Source organism: bacterium (assembly GCA_028820935.1).
Classification (GTDB): domain Bacteria; phylum Actinomycetota; class Acidimicrobiia; order Spongiisociales; family Spongiisociaceae; genus Spongiisocius.
Window position 1 is genome coordinate 104859 of record JAPPHZ010000045.1, and the last position, 23750, is coordinate 128608.

Annotated in this window: 21 protein-coding genes; 8 read left to right on the forward strand and 13 right to left on the reverse strand. The window is 67.1% G+C overall.

The features are described 5' to 3' along the window. Window positions 1-45 precede the first annotated feature (45 nt). Window positions 46-2118, reverse strand: coding sequence for a BMP family ABC transporter substrate-binding protein (locus OXM57_13545; protein MDE0353701.1), 2073 nt, complete (start codon window positions 2116-2118; stop codon window positions 46-48). A 144-nt stretch (window positions 2119-2262) separates the two neighbouring features. Then, window positions 2263-4755 carry an ATP-dependent Clp protease ATP-binding subunit gene (locus OXM57_13550; GenBank protein MDE0353702.1) on the reverse strand — a complete coding sequence of 831 codons (2493 nt, stop codon included), beginning with the start codon at window positions 4753-4755 and terminating at the stop codon, window positions 2263-2265. A gap of 165 nt (window positions 4756-4920) precedes the next feature. Between OXM57_13550 and OXM57_13555 the strand changes: the two genes are divergently transcribed. After that, window positions 4921-5922 (forward strand): polyprenyl synthetase family protein, encoded by a 1002-nt coding sequence (locus OXM57_13555; GenBank protein ID MDE0353703.1) that lies wholly within the window; start codon window positions 4921-4923, stop codon window positions 5920-5922. A gap of 116 nt (window positions 5923-6038) precedes the next feature. Here OXM57_13555 and lysS read toward each other — a convergent pair whose 3' ends face one another. The 7 genes from lysS to OXM57_13590 all read right to left on the reverse strand — a co-directional run bounded on the left by lysS (window position 6039) and on the right by OXM57_13590 (window position 12153). Then, window positions 6039-7562: a lysine--tRNA ligase gene (gene lysS / locus OXM57_13560; GenBank protein ID MDE0353704.1), complete on the reverse strand. Its 1524-nt coding sequence runs from the start codon at window positions 7560-7562 to the stop codon at window positions 6039-6041. 26 nt (window positions 7563-7588) lie between these two features. Then, window positions 7589-8365, reverse strand: coding sequence for a type III pantothenate kinase (locus tag OXM57_13565; protein ID MDE0353705.1), 777 nt, complete (start codon window positions 8363-8365; stop codon window positions 7589-7591). Window positions 8366-8367: 2 nt separating this feature from the next. Continuing rightward, the gene (gene panC, locus OXM57_13570) at window positions 8368-9303 is read right to left on the reverse strand and encodes a pantoate--beta-alanine ligase (protein ID MDE0353706.1); all 936 of its coding nucleotides are present in this window, start codon (window positions 9301-9303) and stop codon (window positions 8368-8370) included. Then, complete coding sequence (locus OXM57_13575) at window positions 9300-10175, reverse strand: DUF2520 domain-containing protein (protein ID MDE0353707.1); 876 nt, start codon at window positions 10173-10175, stop codon at window positions 9300-9302. Before OXM57_13575 ends, panC begins: the two co-directional genes overlap by 4 nt. A 112-nt stretch (window positions 10176-10287) precedes the next feature. Then, entirely contained in the window at window positions 10288-11082 is a 795-nt protein-coding gene (locus OXM57_13580) for a thymidylate synthase (protein MDE0353708.1), read from the reverse strand. Window positions 11083-11196: 114 nt separating this feature from the next. Further along, window positions 11197-11928 (reverse strand): maleylpyruvate isomerase family mycothiol-dependent enzyme, encoded by a 732-nt coding sequence (locus OXM57_13585; GenBank protein MDE0353709.1) that lies wholly within the window; start codon window positions 11926-11928, stop codon window positions 11197-11199. Between the two features lie 9 nt (window positions 11929-11937). Next, window positions 11938-12153 (reverse strand): hypothetical protein, encoded by a 216-nt coding sequence (locus tag OXM57_13590; GenBank protein MDE0353710.1) that lies wholly within the window; start codon window positions 12151-12153, stop codon window positions 11938-11940. Window positions 12154-12543: 390 nt separating this feature from the next. Here OXM57_13590 and OXM57_13595 point away from each other — a divergent pair, with 390 nt between their 5' ends. Next, entirely contained in the window at window positions 12544-12768 is a 225-nt protein-coding gene (locus OXM57_13595) for an AbrB/MazE/SpoVT family DNA-binding domain-containing protein (GenBank protein ID MDE0353711.1), read from the forward strand. Beyond that, a complete protein-coding gene (locus tag OXM57_13600; protein MDE0353712.1) occupies window positions 12765-13199 on the forward strand; it encodes a putative toxin-antitoxin system toxin component, PIN family in 435 nt (144 codons plus the stop codon). Before OXM57_13595 ends, OXM57_13600 begins: the two co-directional genes overlap by 4 nt. 9 nt (window positions 13200-13208) lie before the next feature. On the opposite strand, the gene OXM57_13605 is transcribed toward OXM57_13600, so the two are convergent. Next, window positions 13209-14351: an AI-2E family transporter gene (locus OXM57_13605; protein MDE0353713.1), complete on the reverse strand. Its 1143-nt coding sequence runs from the start codon at window positions 14349-14351 to the stop codon at window positions 13209-13211. Window positions 14352-14458: 107 nt separating this feature from the next. On the opposite strand from OXM57_13605, the gene OXM57_13610 reads away from it, so the two are divergent. Then, the gene (locus OXM57_13610; protein ID MDE0353714.1) at window positions 14459-16399 is read left to right on the forward strand and encodes an AMP-binding protein; all 1941 of its coding nucleotides are present in this window, start codon (window positions 14459-14461) and stop codon (window positions 16397-16399) included. Between the two features lie 51 nt (window positions 16400-16450). On the opposite strand, the gene OXM57_13615 is transcribed toward OXM57_13610, so the two are convergent. The 3 genes from OXM57_13615 to OXM57_13625 are packed head-to-tail and all read right to left on the reverse strand — an operon-like array spanning window position 16451 to window position 17369. Next, window positions 16451-16774: a cytochrome c gene (locus tag OXM57_13615; protein MDE0353715.1), complete on the reverse strand. Its 324-nt coding sequence runs from the start codon at window positions 16772-16774 to the stop codon at window positions 16451-16453. A gap of 5 nt (window positions 16775-16779) precedes the next feature. Next, window positions 16780-17142 (reverse strand): helix-turn-helix domain-containing protein, encoded by a 363-nt coding sequence (locus OXM57_13620; protein ID MDE0353716.1) that lies wholly within the window; start codon window positions 17140-17142, stop codon window positions 16780-16782. After that, window positions 17139-17369 (reverse strand): thiamine-binding protein, encoded by a 231-nt coding sequence (locus tag OXM57_13625; GenBank protein ID MDE0353717.1) that lies wholly within the window; start codon window positions 17367-17369, stop codon window positions 17139-17141. Before OXM57_13625 ends, OXM57_13620 begins: the two co-directional genes overlap by 4 nt. Window positions 17370-17520: 151 nt before the next feature. Here OXM57_13625 and OXM57_13630 point away from each other — a divergent pair, with 151 nt between their 5' ends. From OXM57_13630 to OXM57_13645, 4 genes are all read left to right on the forward strand, one after another. After that, window positions 17521-20106 (forward strand): molybdopterin-dependent oxidoreductase, encoded by a 2586-nt coding sequence (locus OXM57_13630; GenBank protein MDE0353718.1) that lies wholly within the window; start codon window positions 17521-17523, stop codon window positions 20104-20106. Further along, window positions 20103-21122: an amidohydrolase family protein gene (locus OXM57_13635; protein ID MDE0353719.1), complete on the forward strand. Its 1020-nt coding sequence runs from the start codon at window positions 20103-20105 to the stop codon at window positions 21120-21122. Before OXM57_13630 ends, OXM57_13635 begins: the two co-directional genes overlap by 4 nt. A 355-nt stretch (window positions 21123-21477) precedes the next feature. Beyond that, window positions 21478-23301 (forward strand): 4Fe-4S dicluster domain-containing protein, encoded by a 1824-nt coding sequence (locus tag OXM57_13640; protein ID MDE0353720.1) that lies wholly within the window; start codon window positions 21478-21480, stop codon window positions 23299-23301. Further along, the gene (locus OXM57_13645; protein MDE0353721.1) at window positions 23298-23744 is read left to right on the forward strand and encodes a pyridoxamine 5'-phosphate oxidase; all 447 of its coding nucleotides are present in this window, start codon (window positions 23298-23300) and stop codon (window positions 23742-23744) included. Before OXM57_13640 ends, OXM57_13645 begins: the two co-directional genes overlap by 4 nt. Window positions 23745-23750: the final 6 nt, after the last annotated feature.

Sequence of the window (23750 nt, forward strand, 5' to 3'; positions counted from 1 at the left end):
TTCATCTGCCGACGCTCGTCACCCTGTCTCCCGATCGGGCTCCCGTCAACCCGCGTAGTCGGCGGGGTCGCGGCTCACCACGATCTCGCCGGAGACGATCTGCTCCTTGAACGCGTCGAGTTGGGCGGTGATGTCATCCACGTGGCCACCGGAGGTGGAGTAGCCGACCCCGTCCACCGACAGATCGAACACCTGCGGACCGGGCGCGAACGTGCCCGCCTGGACCGCCTGGATGGTGCTGAACACCGCCACGTCCACCCGCTTGAGCATCGAAGTGAGGATGTAGGGCTGGAAGTCCGAGCCAGCGGTGAGGTACTGGTCGGAGTCGACGCCGATCGCCCACACGTGGGTGTTGTTGGCCTCCGAGTAGTCCTTGGCGGCCTGGAACAGACCACCCCCGGTACCGCCCGCCGCGTGGTACACCACATCGGCGCCCTGCTCGAACATCGACTGCGCGATCACCCGACCCGCCGCCGGATCGTTGAAACCACTGAAATCGGGCGGCTCCGTCACGTACTGGGAGATCACCTGGATAGACGGATCCACCGCCTGCACGCCTGCGAGGAACCCGGCCTCGAAAGCATGGATCAACGGGATGTTCACTCCACCGATGTATCCCACGATCCCGGTCTGGGTCTTCAGCGCGGCAGCCGCGCCAACCAGGAACGAACCCTGCTCCTCCGAGAAGATCAGACCGGCCACGTTCGGGGCGTCCACCACCGAGTCCACGATCGCGAAGCTGATCTCCGGATACTCGGCCGCCACGTTGGCCATCGGCTCGCCGAACAGGAACCCGACCCCGATCACCAGATCGGAGCCTTCCGACGCCTGCAAGGCCAGCAGTTCCTCACGGTTGGTCCCGTCCTCGTTGGCAGACGCCTCCGAGTTCTGCGTCCCCAATTCCGCGGCCGCCTTGTCGAGGCCCGCCGCAGCCGCGTCGTTGAACGACTGATCACCCCGACCACCGATGTCATAGACCAGACCGATGTTGACCGGCTCACCTGCCGCGGGAGGCGGCGGAGGCGCCACCCCTAGGTCGGTCGGGTCGCGGCTGACCACGATCTCGCCCGAGACGATCCGTCCCTTCCAGTTGTCGAGTTGGCCCGCGATGTCGTCCACGTAGCCGCCGGATGTCGAGTAGCCGACCCCGTCCACCGACAGATCGAACACCTGCGGACCGGGCGCGAACGTGCCCGCCTGGACCGCCTGGATGGTGCTGAACACCGCCACGTCCACCCGCTTGAGCATCGAAGTGAGGATGTAGGGCTGGAAGTCCGAGCCAGCGGTGAGGTACTGGTCGGAGTCGACGCCGATCGCCCACACGTGGGTGTTGTTGGCCTCCGAGTAGTCCTTGGCGGCCTGGAACAGACCACCCCCGGTACCGCCCGCCGCGTGGTACACCACATCGGCGCCCTGCTCGAACATCGACTGCGCGATCACCCGACCCGCCGCCGGATCGTTGAAACCACTGAAGTCAGGCGGCTCCGTCACGTACTGGGAGATCACCTGGATAGAGGGGTCGATGGCTTGCACGCCTGCGAGGAACCCGGCCTCGAAGGCGTGGATCAACGGGATGTTGACCCCACCGATGTAACCGACCGTACCGGTCTGCGTCTTGAGAGCCGCAATCACGCCCACCAGGAAGGACCCCTGCTCCTCGGCGAAGACCAACCCCGCCACGTTGGGAGCGTCCACCACGGAGTCCACGATCGCGAAGCTGATCTCCGGATACTCGGCGGCCACATTGGCCATCGGCTCGCCGAACAGGAACCCGACCCCGATCACCAGATCGGAGCCTTCCGACGCCTGCAAGGCCAGCAGTTCCTCACGGTTGGTCCCGTCCTCGTTGGCAGACGCCTCCGAAGTAGAGACTCCCAGTTCCGCGGCGGCCTTGTCGAGGCCCGCCGCAGCCGCGTCGTTGAACGACTGATCGCCCCGACCACCGATGTCATAGACCAGACCGATGTTGATGGGCTCACCCGTCGGAGCCTGGGTGGTCGCGGAGGTCGCGGAGGTCGCCTGGGCTGCGGTCGTCGCGGGCGTGTCATCGCCACCGCAAGCGGCCGCCAGCAGCCCGAAGGCCGCCAGCAAGATCAACAGCCTGGTCTTAACGCGCATGATTCTGGATCCTTTGCTTCGGGCCCTGATGTACAGGGACGGGTGGGTTGGACATTCTACGCCGGGTGCCCGGTCGCCGCTAATGGGATCCGAGAGGATGTGACGCCCCGGGCCGGGTGCACGGGTCGGTGCGATCGCAGATGGTCAGGAGCCGGAGTCGACCAGGTCCAGCGGGGGGCTGTCGGGAGTGTCGACCATCTCGAAGATGAGCATGCTGCCATCCGGATCGGCATCCACCACGATGGTGGTGCCGGGCGTGTACTCGCCCAGCAACACCTGCTCGGCCAACGGATCCTCGAGGTACCGCTGGATGGCCCGGCGCAACGGGCGGGCGCCCAGTTCCCGGTCGTAGCCCTTGGAGACCAGGAACGTCTTGGCGGCGTCGCTCAGCACCAGGTCGAGGGACTGGGTAGCCAGTTGCTCCCGGTCCCGCACCAGCATCAGGTCGACGATCTGCTTGACCTCATCCCCCGTCAACGGATGGAAGACGATCACCTCGTCGATCCGGTTGAGGAACTCGGGCCGGAAGTGCTTCTTCAGGTTGTCGGTCAGCTTCTCCTTCATCTTCTCGTAGGTGATCTCGTCGCTCTCCTGCTGGAACCCCACCGCCTTCTTGCGCAACGACTCGGACCCGAGATTGGAGGTCATGATGATCACGGTGTTCTTGAAGTCCACGGCCCGACCCTGAGCATCGGTAAGGCGACCGTCTTCCAGGATCTGGAGAAGGGTGTTGAAGACGTCGGAGTGGGCCTTTTCGATCTCGTCGAACAGCACCACCGAGAAGGGCTTGCGGCGCACCGCCTCGGTGAGTTGGCCACCTTCGTCGTAACCCACGTAACCGGGTGGCGATCCGACCAGGCGGCTCACCGTGTGCTTCTCCATGTACTCCGACATGTCGAGTTGGATGAGTGAGTCCTCGTCGCCGAACAGGAACTCCGCCAGCGCCTTGGCGGTTTCGGTCTTCCCCACACCGGACGGCCCGAGGAAGATGAACGAACCGCTGGGCCGCTTCGGATCCTTGAGACCGGCCCTGGTGCGGCGGATGGCCCGGCTCACCGCCGAGATCCCGTCGTGCTGGCCGATGATCCGCTTGTGGAGCTCCTCCTCCATGTGGACCAACCGGGCGGTCTCCTCCTCCGTGAGCCGATGCACCGGGATGCCGGTCCACTGGGCCAGCACATCGGCGATCTCGTCCTCGTCGATCAGGGTGTCGTCCACGACGGAGGACGAATCGGCCGACTCGGCCTTGTACCTGGCCCGGTCGGAGATCAGCGCCCGCTCCTGGTCGCGGAGTTGGGCCGCTCGCTCGAACTGCTGCGCGGAGACCGCTTCCATCTTGTCGTTCCGCACCGCGCTCAACTGGTCGTCGATCTGGCGGATCTGCGCGCTGGAGGAGCTGCGGAAGATCCGGTTACGGCTGCCCGCCTCGTCGATCAGGTCGATGGCCTTGTCGGGGAGGAAACGATCGGAGATGTACCGGTCGGCGAGGGTGGCGGCCGTCTTCAGGGCGCTGTCGGTGAAACGCACCGAATGGTGGGCCTCGTAGCGGTCCTTGAGCCCATGCAGGATCCGCACCGTTTCGGCGACGGAGGGCTCGTCCACGTGAATGGGCTGGAAGCGGCGCTCCAGCGCGGAGTCCTTCTCCAGGTACTTGCGGTACTCCTCCAGGGTGGTCGCCCCGACGGTCTGCAGCTCGCCCCGGGCCAGCATGGGCTTCAGGATGCTGGCGGCGTCGATGGCTCCCTCCGCCGCTCCCGCGCCCACCAGCGTGTGGATCTCATCGATGAATAGGACGATGTCGCCCCGGTTCTTGATCTCCTTCAGGACCTTCTTCAGACGCTCCTCGAAGTCGCCGCGGTAGCGGGACCCGGCCACCAGGGCGCCCAGGTCGAGGGTGTATATCTGCTTGGTGTTGAGCGTGTCGGGAACCTCTCCCGCCACGATCCGCTGGGCCAGGCCCTCCACGATCGCCGTCTTGCCCACCCCGGGCTCACCGATCAGAACCGGATTGTTCTTGGAGCGCCTCGAGAGGATCTGCATGACGCGTTCGATCTCGGGGTAGCGACCGATCACCGGATCGAGCGCATGATCACGGGCCATGTGGGTGAGGTTGCGTCCGAACTGGTCCAGCACCGTCGAACCCGACTGGGATGAACCCCGTCCGGATGGAGCGGTGCCGGCGCGGGCGGGCTCGTCCCCCGAACCGCCGGAGAGGAGTTGGATGATCGTATGCCGCACCCTGGGCAGGTCGGCGCCCAACTTCTCCAGGACCTGGGCGGCCACCCCGTCCCCCTCACGGATCAGGCCGAGGAGGATGTGCTCGGTACCGATGTAGTTGTGTCCCAGCTGCAGGGCCTCCCGCAGGCTCAACTCCAGTACCTTCTTCGCCCGGGGAGTGAACGGGATGTGGCCGGCCGGGGACTGGTGCCCCTGCCCAATGGTCTCCACCACCTGGCTACGCACGGAGTCCAGCCGGATACCGAGGTTCAGCAAACCCCGGGCGGCCACCCCCTCGCCTTCGTGGATGAGGCCGAGGAGGATGTGCTCGGTGCCGATGTAGTTGTGGTTGAGTAGCCGCGCCTCTTCCTGGGCCAGGACCACCACTCTGCGGGCCCGGTCGGTGAAGCGTTCGAACACTGGCGGTCAACCTCCGACTCGGCGGCTTTGGCTCACAGGATACAAGCTTAGAAGTACTCGTCCCGGTAACCGGCGACTATAACGCAAGGCGGTGACAACCCGATGGGAGAAGAGCGGCGTTATCCGCTTACCATACGGCGCTCTACCGCGCGGCGAACGGATGCCATGTCCACCGACACCATCAGGGCCCTGATCGAGATTCCCGGGGTCTGGGAGCGAATGGAACGCGTCGAGCAACGGCTGCTCGACGTGTCCCGCGCCGGTGACGACTTTCTCACCGAGATCTCCCAACACCTGCTGCTCGCGGGAGGCAAGCGCTACCGGCCGGTCCTCACCCAGCTGGCCGGTGAGTTCGGGCCGACCCGCGACCGCCGGCTGATCGAGGCCGGCGCGGCGGTGGAGCTGATCCATATCGGGTCCATGTACCACGACGACGTGATCGACGGCGCCGACACCCGCCGCGGCACCACGTCGGTCAACGTCAGGTGGGACAACTCGCTCGCCATCCTGGCCGGTGACTTCCTCATCGCCCGGGCATCGGAGATCGCTGCTACGTACCTGGGCATGGCTTCGGTCGAGCTCCTGGCGCACACCTACCGGAACCTGGTGACCGGCCAGGCTCTGGAACTCAAGCTGACAGGCGACATCAGCCACGGGCCCGCTGATCATTACCGGGTGATCGGGGGTAAGACCGCCAGCCTGATCAGGACCGCGGCCCGGCTGGGTGCGCTGGCCGCCGACGCCGCGGACGAGACGGTCGAGGCGGTGTCCACCGCCACCTGGGAACTGGGGATCGTGTTCCAGCTCACCGACGACGCCCTCGACCTGGTGTCCACCGGGGAGGAACTGGGTAAGCCGGCCGGGAGCGACATCCGCCAGGGCGTGTACACGCTGCCGGTTCTCTACGCCCTGGAAGGGCCGGCCGGAGGCCGGATAGAGGCCTTACTGCAACAGGAGGGACCTCTAACAGAGGACGCGGTCGATGAGGTGATCGGCCTGGTCACGGAGGGCGGCTACGTGCAACGGGTGCTCGACGAGTGCCGGCACCGGCTCGCCAGGGCCGCCGACGCCACCGCCGGTTTGCCCGACATCGAGGCCCGGGAGGTCTTCCGGCGCATGGGCGACTTCCTGGTCGACAGGGTGGGATCCGTCGGAGTTAGTTGCTAGTCGCTAGTTGCTAGTCGCTAGTTGCTAGTTGTTATTTGCTAGTATTAAAGGTTAAACAAACTAGAAACTAGAAACTAGAAACTAGAAACTAGAAACTAGAAACTAGAAACTAGAAACTAGGCCTCGGGGCGCAGATGGGGGAACAGGACCACCTCGCGGAGATTCCGCTGGCCCGTCAACAGCATCACCAGCCGATCGACGCCGATGCCGAGGCCTCCGGTGGGGGGCATGCCCAGTTCCAGCGCCTGCAGGAAGCTCTCGTCCACCGGGTGGGCCGTCTCGTCACCGGCCGCGCGGGCTGCCGCCTGAGCCTCGAACCGAGCCCGCTGGTCGAGCGGATCGTTGAGTTCGGTGAACGCGTCCACGTACTCGGCGCCGGCGATGTAGAGCTCGAAGCGCTCCACCAGGCCTGCGACCGAACGGTGCTGCCGGGCCAGCGGGGAGATGTCGATGGGATGGTCGATCACGAAGGTGGGCTCCCACAGATGCTGCTCGACGCGCTGGTCGAACACCTCTTCGACCAGCTTCCCGAATCCCCAATCCGGATCGGCCTCCAACCCCGCCACCGTGGCCAGGGCTCGTAGCTCGGCAACGGGAGTTGACGGCGTGATGGCGGCGCCCAGCGCCTCGGACACCAGCTCGAGCATGGGAACCCGCCGGTAGGGAGGCCGGAGGTTGAGCGCTCGGCCCTGGTAAGTGAGCCGGGTGGCGCCGATCACCCGCTCCGCCACAGCCGGGATCACCTCCTCCATCAGCCGCATGATGTCGTGGTAGTCGGCCAGCGCCTGGTAAGCCTCGAGGGTGGTGAACTCGGGGTTGTGCTTGGCGTCGATCCCCTCGTTCCGGAAGACCCGGCCCAGCTCGAACACCCGCTCCATGCCGCCCACGATCAGCCGTTTGAGGTGCAGCTCGGTGGCGATTCGCAGGTACATCGGTAGCCCGAGCGCGTTGTGGTAGGTCTCGAAAGGGCGGGCCAGCGCCCCACCCGCCTGGACCTGCAAGACCGGGGTCTCGACCTCCACGAACCCGCGTTCCTCGAACTGGCGGCGCAGCTCGGACACCACCCCGGCCCGGACCTCGGCGATGCGCCGGGACTCGGGGTTGACCAGCAGGTCCAGCTCACGGCGGCGGAATCGGACCTCGGTGTCCTTGAGGCCATGCCACTTGGCCGGCAGGGGCCGCAAGCCCTTGGCCAGCAATGCGAAGTCGGCCAGATGGACGCTCAACTCGCCACGGCGGGTGGTCATCACCTCCCCGCGGGCCCAGATCCAATCGCCCTGATCCAGATCCTCGAATCCGGCCAGCCCGTCCTCGCCGAGACCCCCGGCCTCCGCGAACAGCTGGATCCGTCCCGAGTAGTCCTGGAGAACGCCGAAGATCAGCCGGCCGAGACGGCGGGTGTTCATGAGGCGTCCGGCCACCCGGACCTCCACCCCGGTCCCGGTGTCCTCCGCCAAGCCGCGGAACCGCTCGTGCAGGTCTGCGGCGGCGGCGTCCCGGTCGTATCCCAGCGGGTATGGCTCCACGCCCCGGGCGCGTAACCGGGTGACCTTGTCGAGGCGGCGCGAGGTGAGAGGGTGCTCGGCCAGACGGGCCCCTTCGGGAACCTCGCTCTCGGGTGGTGTCTCGGGCTCAGCCATCGGTCGGCAGGCTACTCGCCCCGCGCTCAGAGATTGCGCTCCCACACGAGCCTGAGACCTTCGAGGGTCAGGGTGGGGTCGACGGTGCTCACCAACCGCGACAAAGGGACGATTACCGAGGCGATCCCGCCGGTGGCAACCGTCGCCACCGGCCCCCCGCCTCTCCCCTCCGCCTCTTCGAGGATCCGGGCCAGGATTCCGTCGACCAGGCCGGCGTAGCCGTACAGCAGCCCGCTCTGGATGGCTTCCACGGTGCCCCGACCCACCACGGAGCGGGGCTCCACCAGGTCCACCCGCCGGAGGGCAGCCGTGGCCGACACCAGCGCGTCCATCGAGACTTCGAGCCCGGGAGCTATGGCGCCGCCGATGTAGGCGCCGTCTCCGTCGACCACATCGAAGGTCGTGGCGGTTCCGAAGTCCACCACCACTGCGGGGGCGCCGTAACGCTCCCGCGCCGCCACGGAGTTGACCACGCGGTCGGCCCCCACCTCCCGGGGGTTGTCGATCTTGATGGCCATACCGGTCCGGACCCCCGGCCCCACCACCAGGACCCGCGATCCGACCAGCTTCTCCAGTGACGAGCGCAGAGCGGTTGCCACCGGCGGGACCACCGACGACATGGCCGCTCCCTCGAAGTCGGCGGCGCTGTAGCCGGTCGGGCCCAGCAAGCCCCGTAACAGGATCGTGAACTCGTCCTCGGTCCTCTCCCGACCGCTCGAGAGGCGCCAGCGGGCGGCAATGTCAGAACCGTCGAACAGGCCGATCACGGTCTGGGTGTTGCCGATGTCGATCGCCAGGAACACGGTCAGGCCACCCCGCCCGGCGGCTCCATGGTCCGTTCACCCGCGGTCATGATTCCCTCCGATCCGTAAAGGAGGCTGGGCCGTCCCAGCCGGACTCCGCGGTCCGCCGGCGCGCCGCGCCGGTCGGCGACCAGGTACACGTTATCGATGATCCGGACCGGCCCGAAGCGCGCCGCCGCCACCAGAACCGTCTCGCCCTCGGCGATGGTCGCCGGGGTCATCGTCGCCGCCTCGCACAGCCGGACGTACTCCAATGCATCCTCGGGAACCGCACCCCGAACGGCCGCCTCCAGCACGGTAGCTGTCCGCTCACCCCGGTCGAACCGGTCGGCCGCCCGCATCAGACCGCTCGACAGGGCCAGAGCCTCGGCTCGGCGCCCTCCTAACAGCACGTTGCGCGACGACAGGGCCAGGCCGTCGACCTCCCGCACCAGGGGGCAGCCCACCACCTCGACCGGGAAGCCCAGGTCCCGGACGAGGCGGGTGATCAACGCCAGTTGCTGGGCGTCCTTGCGCCCGAAGTAGGCGCGATCGGGCTGCAGGCCGGCCAGCAGCCTGGTCACCACCGTGGCCACCCCGGCCATGTGACCGGGACGGAACTCCCCCTCCAGCCGCTCCCCGATACCGGCCACCGTCACTCCGGTCAGGGGTCGGCTCGGAAACATCTCCTCCGGGCCGGGCACGACCATCAGGTCTGTGCCGCATGCCTCGGCAAGCGCCAGGTCACGGTCCAGATCGGCCGGGTAGCGGGCCAGGTCGGCCGGGTCCTCGAACTGCAGCGGGTTCACGTAGAGCGTGGCCACGGTCTGATCGCACTCGGCCACGGAACGCTCCATCAGCGAGAGGTGGCCCTCGTGGAGAAAGCCCATGGTCGGCACGAGACCTACCACGCCGGCGGCCTGCCCCCTGGCCTCCGCCATCGTGGTCACCACCCTCACGACGGCCCCCCTTCCTCGGTGGCCGGACCCGGCGAACAAGATCCTCCAGGCGGGCGGGCCGCCAGCCGGAGTATCTCCTCCACCTCGACCCTCCCGGCCAGCTGGGCGGTCAGCCCGGTCAAGACCCGGAAGGCTTCCGATGCGTCCGGCGCGTGGCGGTCGACCGCCTCGATCTGGCGCCGGACGGTCCCGAGATCGCCCCGCGAGATAGGCCCGGTCAACGACTCCCGGAATCCCAGGTCGAAGGCGTTGGCGACCGCCTGCTCCACCATGGGGCGGGCCGCCGCCGGATCCACGCCGGCCTCCGTGAACATGTACTCCGCCACGCAGAGCGCCGCCGAGACGTAGTTGGCGGCCACGCCGCCCGCTGCGTGGTAGAGGGCCTTGCGGTCATCCGCCACCCGGAACGGTCGGCATCCCAGCGACCGGGCGAAGGATTCCAGCTCCGCAGCCCAATCGGAGGGGGCGGTTATCCCGACGAACGCGCCCGGTAGGGCACGGGATCCGGCCTCCCAGCCGGGCAAGGTCTGCAGCGGGTGGAAGCTGCCGGTTACGAGGCCGGCCTCGCGGAGCGGGTCCAGCACCCGGACCGATGTGAGGCCCGAGAGATGGATGGCGCCGCGTACCCGATCCGCTGTGGGACACAAGCTCGCGGCGACCTCGGGCAGGGCGTCGTCCCGGACCGCCACCACCAGCAGATCGGCCTCGGGCAACGGCTCTCCCATGAGCCGGATCCGGACCCCGAGGTGTTCGGCCAGCGCCTGGTTACTGGTCCGGCGACCGAACAGGCCCACCAACTCGTGACCCGCGGTCCGAGCGGCCACCGCCAGCGATCCACCGGCCCGTCCCGGACCCACGACGACGATCCTCATTCACGCTCCTGGTTGCGGTCCGGATGGTCCGGTACCGATCCGTGGCCCAGATTACAACCTCCGCCGTGGCTGCCCGCCTTGCCCGCACCGGGCGGCGCGACTGGGTAGACGCTCAGACGGCTACCGGGGCCGGGATGGCCGGATGGGGGTCGTAGCCGATCACCCGGATGTCCTCATATCTGAACGAGAACAGGTCCGCCCGGTCGGGAATGACCACCGACGGGAGAGGCCTGGGCCGCCGCCGCAGCTGCGCGTCGGCCTGCTCTACATGGTTCCTGTACAGGTGAACATCACCGAAAGTGTGGACGAACTCTCCCGGACGGAGGCCCGTGACCCTGGCCACCATCATCAGGAGCAGCGCGTACGAGGCGATGTTGAAGGGCACTCCCAGGAAGATGTCGGCGCTGCGCTGGTAGAGCTGGAGGCTCAGGCGGCCCTGGCTCACGTAGAACTGGAACAGCACATGGCAGGGCGGGAGCGCCATCTCCGGCAGGTCGGACACGTTCCATGCCGATACGACCAACCGGCGGCAGTCGGGGTCGGTCCGTATCCGTTCCACCACGTCGGACAGCTGATCGATGGTCCGGCCGTCGGCACCCGTCCAGCTACGCCATTGCACGCCGTAGATAGGACCCAGGTCGCCGGTGCCCGGGTCGGCCCAGGCGTCCCAGATCGACACCCCGTTCTCCTGCAGGTACCGGACATTGGAGTCGCCGGCCAGGAACCACAGGAGCTCGTGGATCACCGAACGCAGGTGTACCTTCTTGGTGGTGAGAAGGGGAAAACCCCTGTCGAGGTCGAATCGGAGCTGGCGCCCGAAGAGGCTGTAGGTGCCGACGCCGGTCCGGTCCTCCTTCAGGATCCCCTCGTACCTGACCTCTTCCAGCAGGCTCAGATATTGCTGCATCGCGGGCCGGCGCTGTAAGTCAGAAACACGGGCCAAAGTTAATCAGGCGCGCGGCGGCAACCGCGGTATTACCCACCAAGTGATTTCGCGGCCTGATCCGGTCGCGCCGACCCATCAGAACGAGGCCTGGCTCCAGTAGTCCAGCACGTCGCCCCGGCCTTCCACCCGGACGTCATCGGGCGGGATCCGGTTCCAGAGGTACAGGTACAGGTCGGAGGCCCGACCCGTCACAGTGCAATCCACCGGCCCCTCTCCCCCGGCGCAGCCGGCCGAGTCGTCCGGGCCGAAGGAGGCCGTCCAGTGACGGCCCGCATCGGTGGCGACCACCCGGAGGGTTCGGACCTCGGGAGCCCTCGGACCACGGTCTGGCCGCGAGATGAAGAACACGACCAACTCGTCGATCCCGTCCGCGGCGTGTTCCGTATCGAAGCCGGTAACTGCGCCGGCTACCAGTTCGGAGTCAACTCGATGGATGGCGGTCTCGTGCGCCTGGCGCCGCGCCCAGAACGCCCGGGAGTCGGGCATCTGCATGAAGGTCCAGCAGTCGAGATCGTCGGGGGCGGACTCCAGGGCCGATACCAGCCGCGCGTGGCCCTGCCGGAACCAGTCCACCAGCCCTTCGTCGGGGGGCCAGCCGCCGGGGAGCACGTCCTCGCGGTCCGGAGGCTCCGGCCTGGCATCCCGGACCAATGCGCCCGCCCATCGGTGCACCCATCCGGTGTGGCGCAACAGCTGCCGCACGTTCCACTCGGGACAGGTTGGCACCGGATCGTCCAAGGACAGGCCGGCTGCAACAGCGGCCATGCGCCGGCCCTCGGCGCGGAGCGATCCGATCCAGGCGCTCACGTCCATCGGCTAGCCGCCCGCGAGCGGGATCCTCAGGACCAGGTGATCCTCCTCCACCGACCAGACCGCCCCGCCGACCAGGGCGAAATCGGTGTAGTCCGTCTCGGCCTGCTCTATGAACGCCCTCCGGCCCTCGCCCGCCACCGGGGGCAGGGGACGCCGGCGCACGGCTTCGGCGCGGTTTCGGAAGCGTTCCAGCATCGCATCGATATCGAACTGTGCCACTGCCCCTCCTCTCCGGCTACCAGGAACGGTAGACGAGTACCGCGTGCTAGCCCTGATTATTCCTGTTCCCAGCACACCAACGCGGATCGGGCCACTTCAACCACACAAATTCGCAAGCGGCCACACTTCACCCTGCGGTTGATTCCGCACCGACTGGAAGACGGGACTGTTAGATGGTTGTAACCCCAGGTCAGGAGTACGAAGCATCCATTCTCGTCACCCGGACAGACCCCCACCATGAATAATCGGGGCTCGGAGCCGGCCACAGCCAGGCTGCAGGCAAGCGGCCGGGCGATCACAACGCCTGGGCCATCCGACCGAGCCGAAAGGGTCAAATACTTGCTAGAATGACTCCGGTTATCCTTGTATCCTTACTATCGGAGTTCCGACATGCTCGCCAAACTGACTTCCAAGAACCAGTTGACGCTACCCAAGGCCGTCATTTCGGCCTTCCCGGACGTGGACTACTTCGATGTCAACAGAGAACGTGGCCGTATCGTGCTTACCCCCGTGCGCCTCACGCGAGCAGGCGCGGTGCGGGACCGTCTCGCCGAACTGGGCCTTTCCGAGGCCGACGTAGCCGACGCAGTGGCATGGGCGCGCCGGACTGAATGAAGCCACGCCGGCTGGTTCTCGATACCAATGTTCTGGTGTCGGCCCTGCTCTTCACAGAAGGGTCGCTGTCATGGTTGCGCGCATCATGGCAGTCCAAGACGATGATTCCCCTGGCAAGCCGAGACACCACCAACGAGCTACTCCGAGTGCTCTCCTACCCGAAGTTCGAATTGGGCGCCGACGACATCGAACATCTACTGGCTGACTATCTGCCATGGTGCGAGCCGGTCACCGTGTCGGAACCACCTCGCGTGCCGGAATGCCGCGACCCCTTCGATCAGCCCTTCCTGGAACTGGCCCTTTGCGGCGAAGCCGACGCACTGGTAACGGGCGACCGGGATCTGCTCACCCTTGCCCCCGAGTTCCCGGTTCCGATCGTCACGGCGCAAGCGATTAGACCCCGGGTGGCGGAATTGGAAAGTCCGTCCTGACCGCGGGCGTCAACTGCCCGCCGTGTCTCCGGCGGGCGGCTCGGCTCCACCCGCGGGCTGCTCAGGCGCCGCGCCGAGGTGGGCCTCGTCCACGTGATGCTGCTCGACGTACGTGGAGATGAACGCCTGGATGATCGCGGTTGCGGGAAGGGCCACGAGCGCGCCGACCACGCCGAGGAGTGACGTTCCGACCAGCACCGATCCGAACGCCACCGCGGGATGGAGCGACATCGTGCGGGCGGTGATCCGGGGAGAGAGGACAATGTTCTCGATCTGCTGGTAGACCACCAACCCGACGATCACCACGACCGCGGTGATCGGGCGCACGGTCAGGGCCACCAGCACCGGAACCAGCGCCGCCAGGTAGGTGCCGACAGCCGGGATGAACTGGCTGACCACCCCTACCCACACCGCCAGCGCCAGGGCGTATGGAACTCCCACTATCAGCAGGAAGACGTAGGTGAATATGGCCGAGACCAGGGCCAGAAGGGCCCGGGAGTAGACGTAGCCCCCGGTCTTGCGGATAGCGATCTCCCAGATGCGGCTCACCTCGGCCTGGCGCTCGGGACGCACCAGGGACAGCACCCGCCTGCGGAAGCGAGGACCGTCCGCCAGCAGGTAGAAGGTGAACAGCGCCATGGTGAAGAGCTGCAGCAACAGGTTGACGGCCTGGGCGCCCAGGCCCAGCACGCCGGTCGCCACGGACGCGGCGTAGGTCTGGAAGGAGCCCTGGAGATCGAGCATCCCGGCCGACACGTCGGAGAGGTTCAGGTCCAGACCGAACCGGTCGTTCAGGAAGGCGCTCAGGTCGGTCAACCAGCCGGGGACGTTGGATATCAGGGAGGCGACCTGCACCACCATGGGCGGGAAGGTGACCGCGACGAACACCAGACCGAAGACGACGGCTGCCGCGAACACCACGCTGGTGGCCAACCCCCGGCGCAATCCCCTCTTGGCCAGGAAGTCGACGCCAGGCTCCAGCGCGAAGGAGGCGAAGAGCGAGAGCAACAAGGCCAGAAGGAAACCCTTCAGCCGGATGACCCCCCACACCAGGAGGTAGGTGCCTAGGAAAGCCAGCACCACGAGCACGATGACACGAGGTATCCACGGCGGCATGCCGTCGTGCTTCCGGCTCCCGGCGTGGTGTTGCATGCCGGAAAGCCTAACGGGGAGGGAGTATCCGGTTTAGACACCGAACCGGCCCGTGCCGCACTGTGCCGATAAAGTAGACCGCCGCACGAGAACAGGAACGCCCGGAGATGGACAGGCAACCGATCGTCTGGAAGGCCTCCGATGCGGAGGTGGCCCGCTCACGCACCGCCGACTTCATGGCCCGCCACGGGATCGACACCTACCAAGATCTGGTCGAGCGGTCCATTACCGACCTGGAGTGGTTCTGGGAGGCCGCCATCGCCTATCTGGGCGTCCCCTTCTCGGAGCCCTATCACACCCTGGTCGATACCAGCGACGGGATCCAGTTTCCCCGGTGGTTTTCAGGCGGGGAGATCAACCTCTCGGAGGTGTGCGTCGATCGCTGGGTGGCGCAGGATCCCGAGCGGACCGCGCTGGTGGCGGAGCGGGAGGACGGAACCCAGCGGAGCTACAGCTTCGGCGAGTTGCTGGAGATGGTGGAGCGGGCGGCCGGCGCCCTGGCGGAGGCCGGCGCCGCCAAGGGCGAAACGGTGGTCGGCTACCTTCCCATGACCCCCGAGGCCGTGGTATCGATGCTGGCAGCCGCCCGGATCGGCGCCATCTACGTGCCGATCTTCTCAGGATTCGGCACCGAGGCGGTCGCCTCCCGGCTCGAAGCCTCGCAACCCGCGGTGATGGTGACCGCCGACGGATACACCCGCCGGGGCAATCCCATCGGTATGAAGGAGACGGCCGACCGGGCCATCGAGGCGGCGGGCGTAACCCCCAACGTGATCGTGGTCCCGAACCTGGGACAACCCGACACTCCCTGGACGGCCGGACGAGACCGGTGGTGGGAGGAGTCGCTCGAGACCGCCCCGCGTATGGGCGCGGTTGCCACGGGCAGCGAGGATCCGGTACTGCTGGCCTACACCTCCGGCACCACGGGAAAGCCCAAGGGAGTGGTCCACGTTCACGGCGGTCTGGCCGTAAAGCTGGCGGTCGAGGGTGCCTTCCAGTTCGAAATAGCGCCCGGAGACCGGGTGATGTGGATGACCGACCTGGGCTGGATCATGGGGCCTTGGATGGTGGTGGCCGGCCTGAGCAACGGTGCCTCCCTCGGCTGCTACGACGGCGCCCCCGACTACCCGACGCCCGGGCGCACCTGGCAGCTGGTCGAGTCGCTCGGTATCACGGTCCTAGGCATTTCCCCCACCCTGATCCGTGCCCTCCAGCCCCACGGCGCCCACCATGCCGCCGCGTGCAACCTGTCCGCTCTCCGGGCCATCGGTTCGACCGGCGAACCGTGGAATCCGGACCCGTGGTGGTGGCTGTTCCGGGAGGTCGGGGGCGAGCGAGTGCCCATCATCAACATCTCGGGCGGGACCGAGATCGGGGCCTGCCTGCTTTCGGTAAACATGCTCCAAGGCATCAAGCCCACCTCTCTGGGCGGTCCGGCTCTCGGCATGGCTGTCGACGTGTACGACCAGGAGGGACACCCCCTGAGAGGCGACGTCGGCGAGTTGGTGTGTTCCAAGGCGTGGCCCGGCATGACCCGGGGTTTCTGGGGCAAGGACGACCGGTACCTCGACACCTACTGGAACCGCTGGCCGGACATCTGGGTGCACGGCGACTGGGCATCGGTGGACGAGGACGGCTTCTGGTACCTGCACGGACGTTCGGACGACACGCTCAGCATCGCCGGCAAGCGGATCGGTCCGGCCGAGATCGAATCGGCCGCGGTTGCCCATCCCGGCGTGTTGATGGCGGCGGCCATCGGGGTGCCGCATCCTGTCAAGGGCGAGGCCATCGCGGTGTACGCCGTGCCTACGGCGGGGACGGAGCACAGCCCGGAACTGGCAGAAGCCATCTCGGGAAGGGTGGTGGACCATCTGGGCAAGGCCTTCCGGCCGGTGGCGATCGAACTGGTTGAGGACCTGCCACGAACCCGGTCCGCCAAGATCATGCGCCGGGTGGTGCGGGCCCGCGCCCTGGGTCAGGAACCCGGCGACCTGACCAGCCTCGAGAACCCCGCCGCCGTGGATGCCATCAACCGGCTCGAAGTCTAGTTTCTAGTTGCTAGTTGCTAGTTGTTGGTAACTTATACTGACCACTGACGGCTATCTGCCCTGCTGTCGCATGATGTACTGGGCTACCCGGACGATCTGGTCCTCGGAGAGGGTGCGCCGGAAGGCGGGCATCCTCCCGATCCCGGCGTAGATCGACTGGACCAGGTAGGACTCGGGCTTGTCGGTCGATCTCGCGGCCTCGCCCACCAGAGCCACACCGGTACCGCCCCGCAGGTCCGAACCGTGGCAGCGGGCGCACATCTGGACGTATATCTCCTCGCCCGTAGCGTCCTCGGGCAGGTCAGGACCTCCGCATGCCACCATCACCAGAGCCAGGACGACGGAGGCACCCGCCGTGAGGATGCGCTTTCCCACCGCGCCTACTCGCCTCGGATCGAGTTGAGGTAGTTGTAGATGGTGATGCGGCTCACCCCCATCAGGTCGGCTACCTCGTTGATGGACTTGCGGAGCCGGAAGGCCCCGCGCTCATCCAGCAGCCGGACCGCCACCTGCTTCTGGACCCGGCCCAGCTCGGCCAGCCTGCCGCCCAACTCCCCTTCCACCTGGGTGACCAGGTGGTCCAGGGCGTCATGGAGGGTCAGGACGCGTACCGCCGCCACCAACTCCCCCTCCCATTCGAGGAGTATGCAGTCGCCGTCGGTCCTGTTCGGGTCGATGATCTCGGCCCCCATCGCCTCGACCAGGGGCCGCACCGCCTCCAGCAGGGGATGCTCCTCCCTCATGGAGTGACCGTCATGGTCACCGCCACCCGGGTGGCGCCGGCCTCCATCGCCGCCCTGATGCCCGCGGCCGCCCTGTCGAGCACCACGTCAAGGTCGCCCTCGACAGAGGTCCCGAACGGGCCTATGTCAGGCGACAGCGGAGCGAGCGCCTCTATGGCCGCCTGGACGTGGGGCCCCTGCCTGCCTTCGGTAAAAGGCTCCACTGTGAACTCGGCGCGGGCCAGCACTTTCCACACTCCTTGATCCGGGCGCCACGAGGTTAAACATGGTTGCCGAAGTTGCTTCCGAGATTGCTAGGATTTTGACAAAATGTAAAAGTAATCCGCAGAGCCGACTGCCACGACCGGCAAGCAGGCCCTTTGGTTGGAGGAGGCGACCATGACCCTGATCGCAGAGAGGACTATCGACTTCACTCTCAACGGCCGGGCCGTCTCCGTCCGCGCCGACCATCCCCACCTGCTGTCAGCCCTCCGCGAGGAACTCGACATCACATCGGTCAAGGACGGCTGCGCGCCGTCGGGCCAGTGCGGGTGCTGCACCGTCCTGGTCAACGGACGCGCCTTCGTAGCCTGCGTCCTGGCGCTGGAGAAGATCGAGGGCAAGGAAGTGGTCACCCTGGAAGGGTTCGACCCGGCGGAACGGGACCGCCTGGCGTCGGCATTCGCCGCCACCGGCGCCCTCCAGTGCGGGTTCTGCACCCCCGGGATCGTGGTGCGGGCCAAGGCGTTGATCGATCAGAAGGGTGCGGGTCTGACCAGGAAGGTGGCGGCCGGACGGCTCGGCGCCCACCTGTGCCGGTGCACCGGCTACACCAAGATCTTCGACGCCATCGACATGCTGGCCCGGGGCGACATCCCCCCGCTCGAGACTCCCTCCGGAATCGGAAAGGCCGGCATCAAGTACGAGGGCTACGAGCTGGCCCTCGGCGACCGCGACTACATCGACGACATGCGCCTGGACGGGATGCTCCACGCCGCGCTCCGGTTGACCGACCACGCCCGGGCCGACGTGGTGCGGATCGACACGAGCCGGGCGCTGGCCATACCCGGCGTGGAAGCCGTCTTCACCGCGGCCGACGTTCCGGGCGAGCTGAAGGTGGGCCTGATCCACAAGGACTGGCCGGTCCTGATCCCCGAGGGCGGTCGCACCTCCTACTACGGCGACGTCCTGGCCGTGGTGGTGGCGGTGGACCGGATGACAGCCCGTGAGGCCGCCGAGGCGGTTGACGTGGAGTACCGGACGCTCAAGCCCTTCACCGACCCAGCCGAGGCGGTGGCCTCCTCGGAGGACGCGGTCTGGGGCCTGGAGGGCAACGTCCTGTCCATATCCAAGTACGCCCGGGGCGACTTCGAGTCCGCCTACCAGGGCTCCGCCCACCGGGTACACGAGACCTTCATCACCCAGCGGGTCGAGCACGCCTTCCTGGAACCCGAGTCGACGCTCGTGGTACCGGCCGGCAACGGCCGGCTCATGCTCTATTCCGGTGGCCAGGGTGTCTGGGACGACCGGGACCAGGTGGCCTCGGTGCTCGGCATCGATCCATCCCTGGTAACGGCCGAGTTGGTGTCGAACGGCGGTGCGTTCGGCGGCAAGGAGGACATGGCCAACCAGGCGCAGACGGCTCTGGCCGCCCACCTGCTGGGCCGCCCGGTCAAGTGCACCCTGTCGAGGGAGGAGTCGCTCCGGATCCACGCCAAGCGGCATCCGATCCGGATCGAGCTGTGGGCCGGATGTGACGAGAACGGCAGGCTGACCGCCCTCAAGGCCCGGATGCTGGGCGATTCGGGCGCCTACGCCTCGGTGGGCATGAAGGTGCTCGAGCGGGCCGCCGGGCACGCCAGCGGCCCCTACATCGTGCCCAACATCGACGTAAAGGCAGTGGCCGCCCGCACCAACAACCCCATCTGCGGCGCCTTCCGGGGCTTCGGAGCCAACCAGGCCCAGTTCGCCATGGAGGGCGTGATGGATCGTCTGGCGCATTCGGTGGGGATCTCCGGTTGGGAGATGCGGAGCCGCAACGTCGTGGAACCCGGCGCGCTCTGGGGTCCCGGCCAGATCATGGACGACGGCTGCCGGGGCGCTCGCCAGTCACTGGACGCGGTCAAGCCCCATTACGACGCCGCTCGCGCCGCGGGTAAGGCCGTGGGAGTGGGCCTCGGGCTCAAGAACAGCGGCCTGGGCAACGGCTTCAAGGAGATCGCCGGAGCGGTGGTGCGGTTCACCAGGAACGGCGCCGTCGAGGTTCGCCACTGCTGGACCGAGATGGGCCAGGGGATCCATACGGTGGCCCAGCAGGTTGCGGCGGAGGAACTGGGGATCGATCCGAAGCGGATCCGGGTGATAGTGGACACCAGCCGGGAACTCGGCGCCGGCCAGACCACCGGATCCCGTGGCACCCTCATGGGCGCCGGAGCGGTCAGGTCCGCCTGCCGGGCCGCGGACGCCGGCGGACGGCTCCCGGATGTCGACTACCACGGGGAGTACCGGGTGGACTGGACCAACTCCCTCAAGGAGAAGGTGGAGAACCCGATCATCCACTCCGCATTCGGTTATGCGGCTCAGCTGGTGATCGCCGACCGCCGCACCGGCAAGATCGAGCGGGTGGTGGCGGCCCACGACGTCGGTCGGGCCATCAACCCGATCCTGTGCGAGGGCCAGATAGAAGGCTCGGTCCACATGGGCCTCGGCTACGCGCTCAGCGAGGATTTCCCCGCCGACGAGGAGGCCCGCCCCACCAACATGACGCTGCGGAGCCTGGGCATCATCAGGCCCAAGGACATGCCGGATGTAGACGTGATCCTGGTAGAGGTCCCGCAGCCGAGGGCGCCGTACGGGATCAAGGGTGTCGGCGAGATCGGCCTGGTGCCGACCGCCGGGGCGGTGGCCGCCGCCTTCCACGACATCGACGGGGAGTGGCGGAACCACCTGCCCATGAACATCCACCACCGGGCCGCGAAGACGTGACCACCACGCCCGGGATGGTGTGCGCCCATCACCATCTGTACTCCACCCTGGCGAGGGGAATGCCTGCCCCCCCGGAGACGCCCACGAGCTTCCTGGGGATCCTCGAACAGATCTGGTGGAGGCTCGACACGGCTCTGGATCTGGAGATGATCCGGTGGTCGGCCATGCTGGGGGCTCTCGAGGCGCTCGAGTCGGGCACCACCGGGATCGTGGACCATCACGAGTCTCCCAACGCCATCGAGGGGAGCCTCTCCGTGATCGAGGAGGCCTGCCGGGAGGTGGGGGTCCGGGTGCGGCCCTGCTACGGAGTGACCGACCGGCACGGCCCGGATGGCGCCCGGCGCGGCCTCGAGGAGAACCGCCGCTACCTGAACGAGGGCGGTAGCGGGATGGTGGGTATCCACGCCGCGTTCACCTGCGAGCCGGAGACGCTGGAGGCGGCGGCGGCGCTGGCTCGGGAGTTAGGCGTGGGCGTTCACGTCCATGTTGCGGAGGGTCCGGAGGACGAGGATTGCGTGCGGCACCTGTCGGGGCTGGCCGAAGACAGCTGGTTGCTGGCCCATTGCGTCTACCTGCCGGACGACCACGGGCTGCGGGGCACGATCCTCCATCAGCCGCGCTCCAACCTGAACAACTCGGTGGGCTACGCCAACCCGGCCCGGTTCGACAACCCGGTGGCGCTGGGCACTGACGGGATCGGCGCCAACATGATCGACACCTTCCGCCTGGCCTACGTGATGCACCGCTCGGTGGATGTGACCGCCACCCCGGACACGGCGTGGGGCTGGCTGGAGAACGGATGGGACCTGATCCCCGAGGCCAGGAACGACCGGGTCACCTGGAGCTACGACCCTATGGACCCGTGGCACATCGCCTTCACCCCGAGTATCCGACCAATTGAAGTTGAAGTAGAAGGTGAAATCATCTTCAAGGACGGCACTCCTACCCGAGTGGACGCCGCCGAGATCCGCGCCAAGGCGCGGGAGCAGGCAGCCCGATTGCACGCCCGCCTATGACCAAGATGAGGCACGCCATGCGGTCGAGAACCGCCACGAGAGTCCTCATCGAGCCGGGATCTCCCTACAAGGCCGGCCGGCCCAACCCTCCCTACGGGGCCGGCCGGCCCACCCCACCGAGAACGCGAAAATCGCCCGAATCGGCGCTCCGCGCCGGGCCCTCCCCCACCACCACCTTTCCGAGTGACCGGACGCGGCCCGCTAATCCCCTGGCGGGGTGGCCTTCCGGTCTGATGAACCCGGTCCGGCCGGAGGGACGTCCTGATCCGACCGCCGGTGCCTTGGCCTCCGCCAACATAAACAACGGGTGTGACACGAAACGACGGTTCGGTCGGGCAGGATCGGGAGGCGCCGGATGACCGAAGCACACGAGCCCCTCACGCCGTTCAGCATGGCCGACCTGCTGGCCCGGATAAGCCACGAATGGGAGAGCCGGCACCGCATCTACGACCTGCCGACGGCGCGCTTCTTCAACGTGTCGAAAGGGCCCGACATCTCGATCGACTTCCTGGGACGGCCCGCAGCGACCCCGGTCGGCCCGGCCGCCGGGCCGCACAGCCAGATGGCCCAGAACATCGTGCTGTCCTGGCTGGGAGGCTCCCGGCTGATGGAACTCAAGACCGTCCAGATCATGGACGAACTCGAGATCGGGCGGCCATGCATCGACATGGAGACCATCGGTTACAACATCGAATGGAGCCAGGAACTCAAGATCCCCCAGTCGCTCGAGGAGTACGTCAAGGCCTGGATGATCATCGAGATGCTGCGCCGCTGGGACGAGGTCACCCCCCTCCTCGGCACGGACACCGGACCGCTCATCTTCGACCTGTCGGTGGGTTACGACCTGGCCGGCATCTCCACCGACCGGGTGGCCTGGTTCATCGACTCGATGATGGACGCCCGCGAGGAGATCGAACGGCTCCGGCCCCAGATCGGAGGGGAGTTCGCCCGGTTCCGTGACATGGACTTCCCCGCCCGGATCGCCGACACCGTCACCCTCTCCACCTTCCACGGCTGCCCGCCCGACGAGATCGAGTCGATCACCAAGCACCTGATCACCCGCCACGGGCTGGACGTCATCGTCAAGCTCAACCCCACCCTCCTGGGCTTCGAACGGGTCAAGGAGATCGTCATCGGGACCCTCGGATACGACACGACCGTGCTCCGCAAGGAGGATTTCGACAACGATCTGCAATTCCCCAGGGCGTTGGAACTGATCGACGAGCTCAACACCTTCGCCGCCGATCACGGGCGCCGCTTCGGGATCAAGCTCACCAACACGCTGGTGGTCGAGAACACCAAGGGTTTCATGCCGGACAACACCATGTACCTGTCGGGACCGCCTCTCCACGTGGTATCCACCACCCTCCTGGGCGAGCTCCACAGGGCGTTGCCCGGGATGCTGCGTGTGGACGGGCAGGATGGCCCGGTGCAGGTGTCGTTCTCGGCCGGGATCACCAAGGACAATCTGCCCGCGGCGGCCGGACTCGGGCTGGCGCCCCTGACGGTCTGTTCGGATCTGCTCAAGCCGGGCGGGTACGGGCGCCTCGCCCCGATGCTGAAGGGCCTCTGGAAGGCCATGGACCGGGTCGGCGCAGGGTCGTTGCGGGAATGGCAGGCACACCAGGCCGAACTCGCCGATGGTGCGGGCGCGGTCTTCACCTACATCTCCACCCTTCACAACCCCGCCACCAACCGTAAGTACACCCTGGCCGGCAACTCCAAGCTGCCCCGCTCCGTGGACCACGAGCTCCAGATGTGGGGATGCGTGGCCTGCAACTTCTGCGTCACCGTGTGTCCCAACGACGCCTTCTTCCGGATTCCCACCCCGGATGAGCTGGACGCCACCGGCCTCCAGCAGTACCTCGTGCTCACCGAGCTCTGCAACGAGTGCGGCAACTGCATGGTGTTCTGCCCCGAAATAGGCGACCCGGCGGTGATCAAGCCGCGGCTGTTCATCGATCCGGACCGCTTCGAGGCCGAGACGGACCAGGCGTTCCTCATCCACCAGGACCCGGACGGGTACTGGGTTCAGCCCAACGCGGCGGCCGCCGACCACACCGGGGATCTGCTCCTCCTGCTCAACGGCGAGGAGGGGTTCGTGCTCCCACCCTCATCCAAGCCGTGGACGGAGGACCCGGATCGGACCGACCTCTACCAGACCGAGCAGCCGGCATGACCCTCTCCATGGACGACGTCCGGCACTTCGTCAGGGCTGACCAGGGCCTGGCCGTGGTCTCCTTCGCCCGACCGGACGGCTCGGTGCACTCGTCCCTGGTGAATGCAGGAGTGATGGATCATCCGGTCACCGGAGTGGAATCGGTGGCCCTGGTGGTGCGGGGCAACACGGTCAAGCTCCGCCACTGGCGCCACACCCCGAGGGCCACGATCCTGTTCAAATCGGGTTGGTCATGGATCGGCGTGGAGGGCACCACCAGCATCATCGGCCCGGACGATGATCTCGGCGGCTTCGACCCGTCACGGGTTCCCCGGTTGCTGAGGGACGTGTTCACGGCTGCCGGCGGCACCCACGAGGACTGGGACGAGTACGACCGGGTGATGGCTGCCGAACGCCGGACCGCCGTCTTCATCGGACCCAAGCGGATCACCGGGTCCGGCTGAGCACAT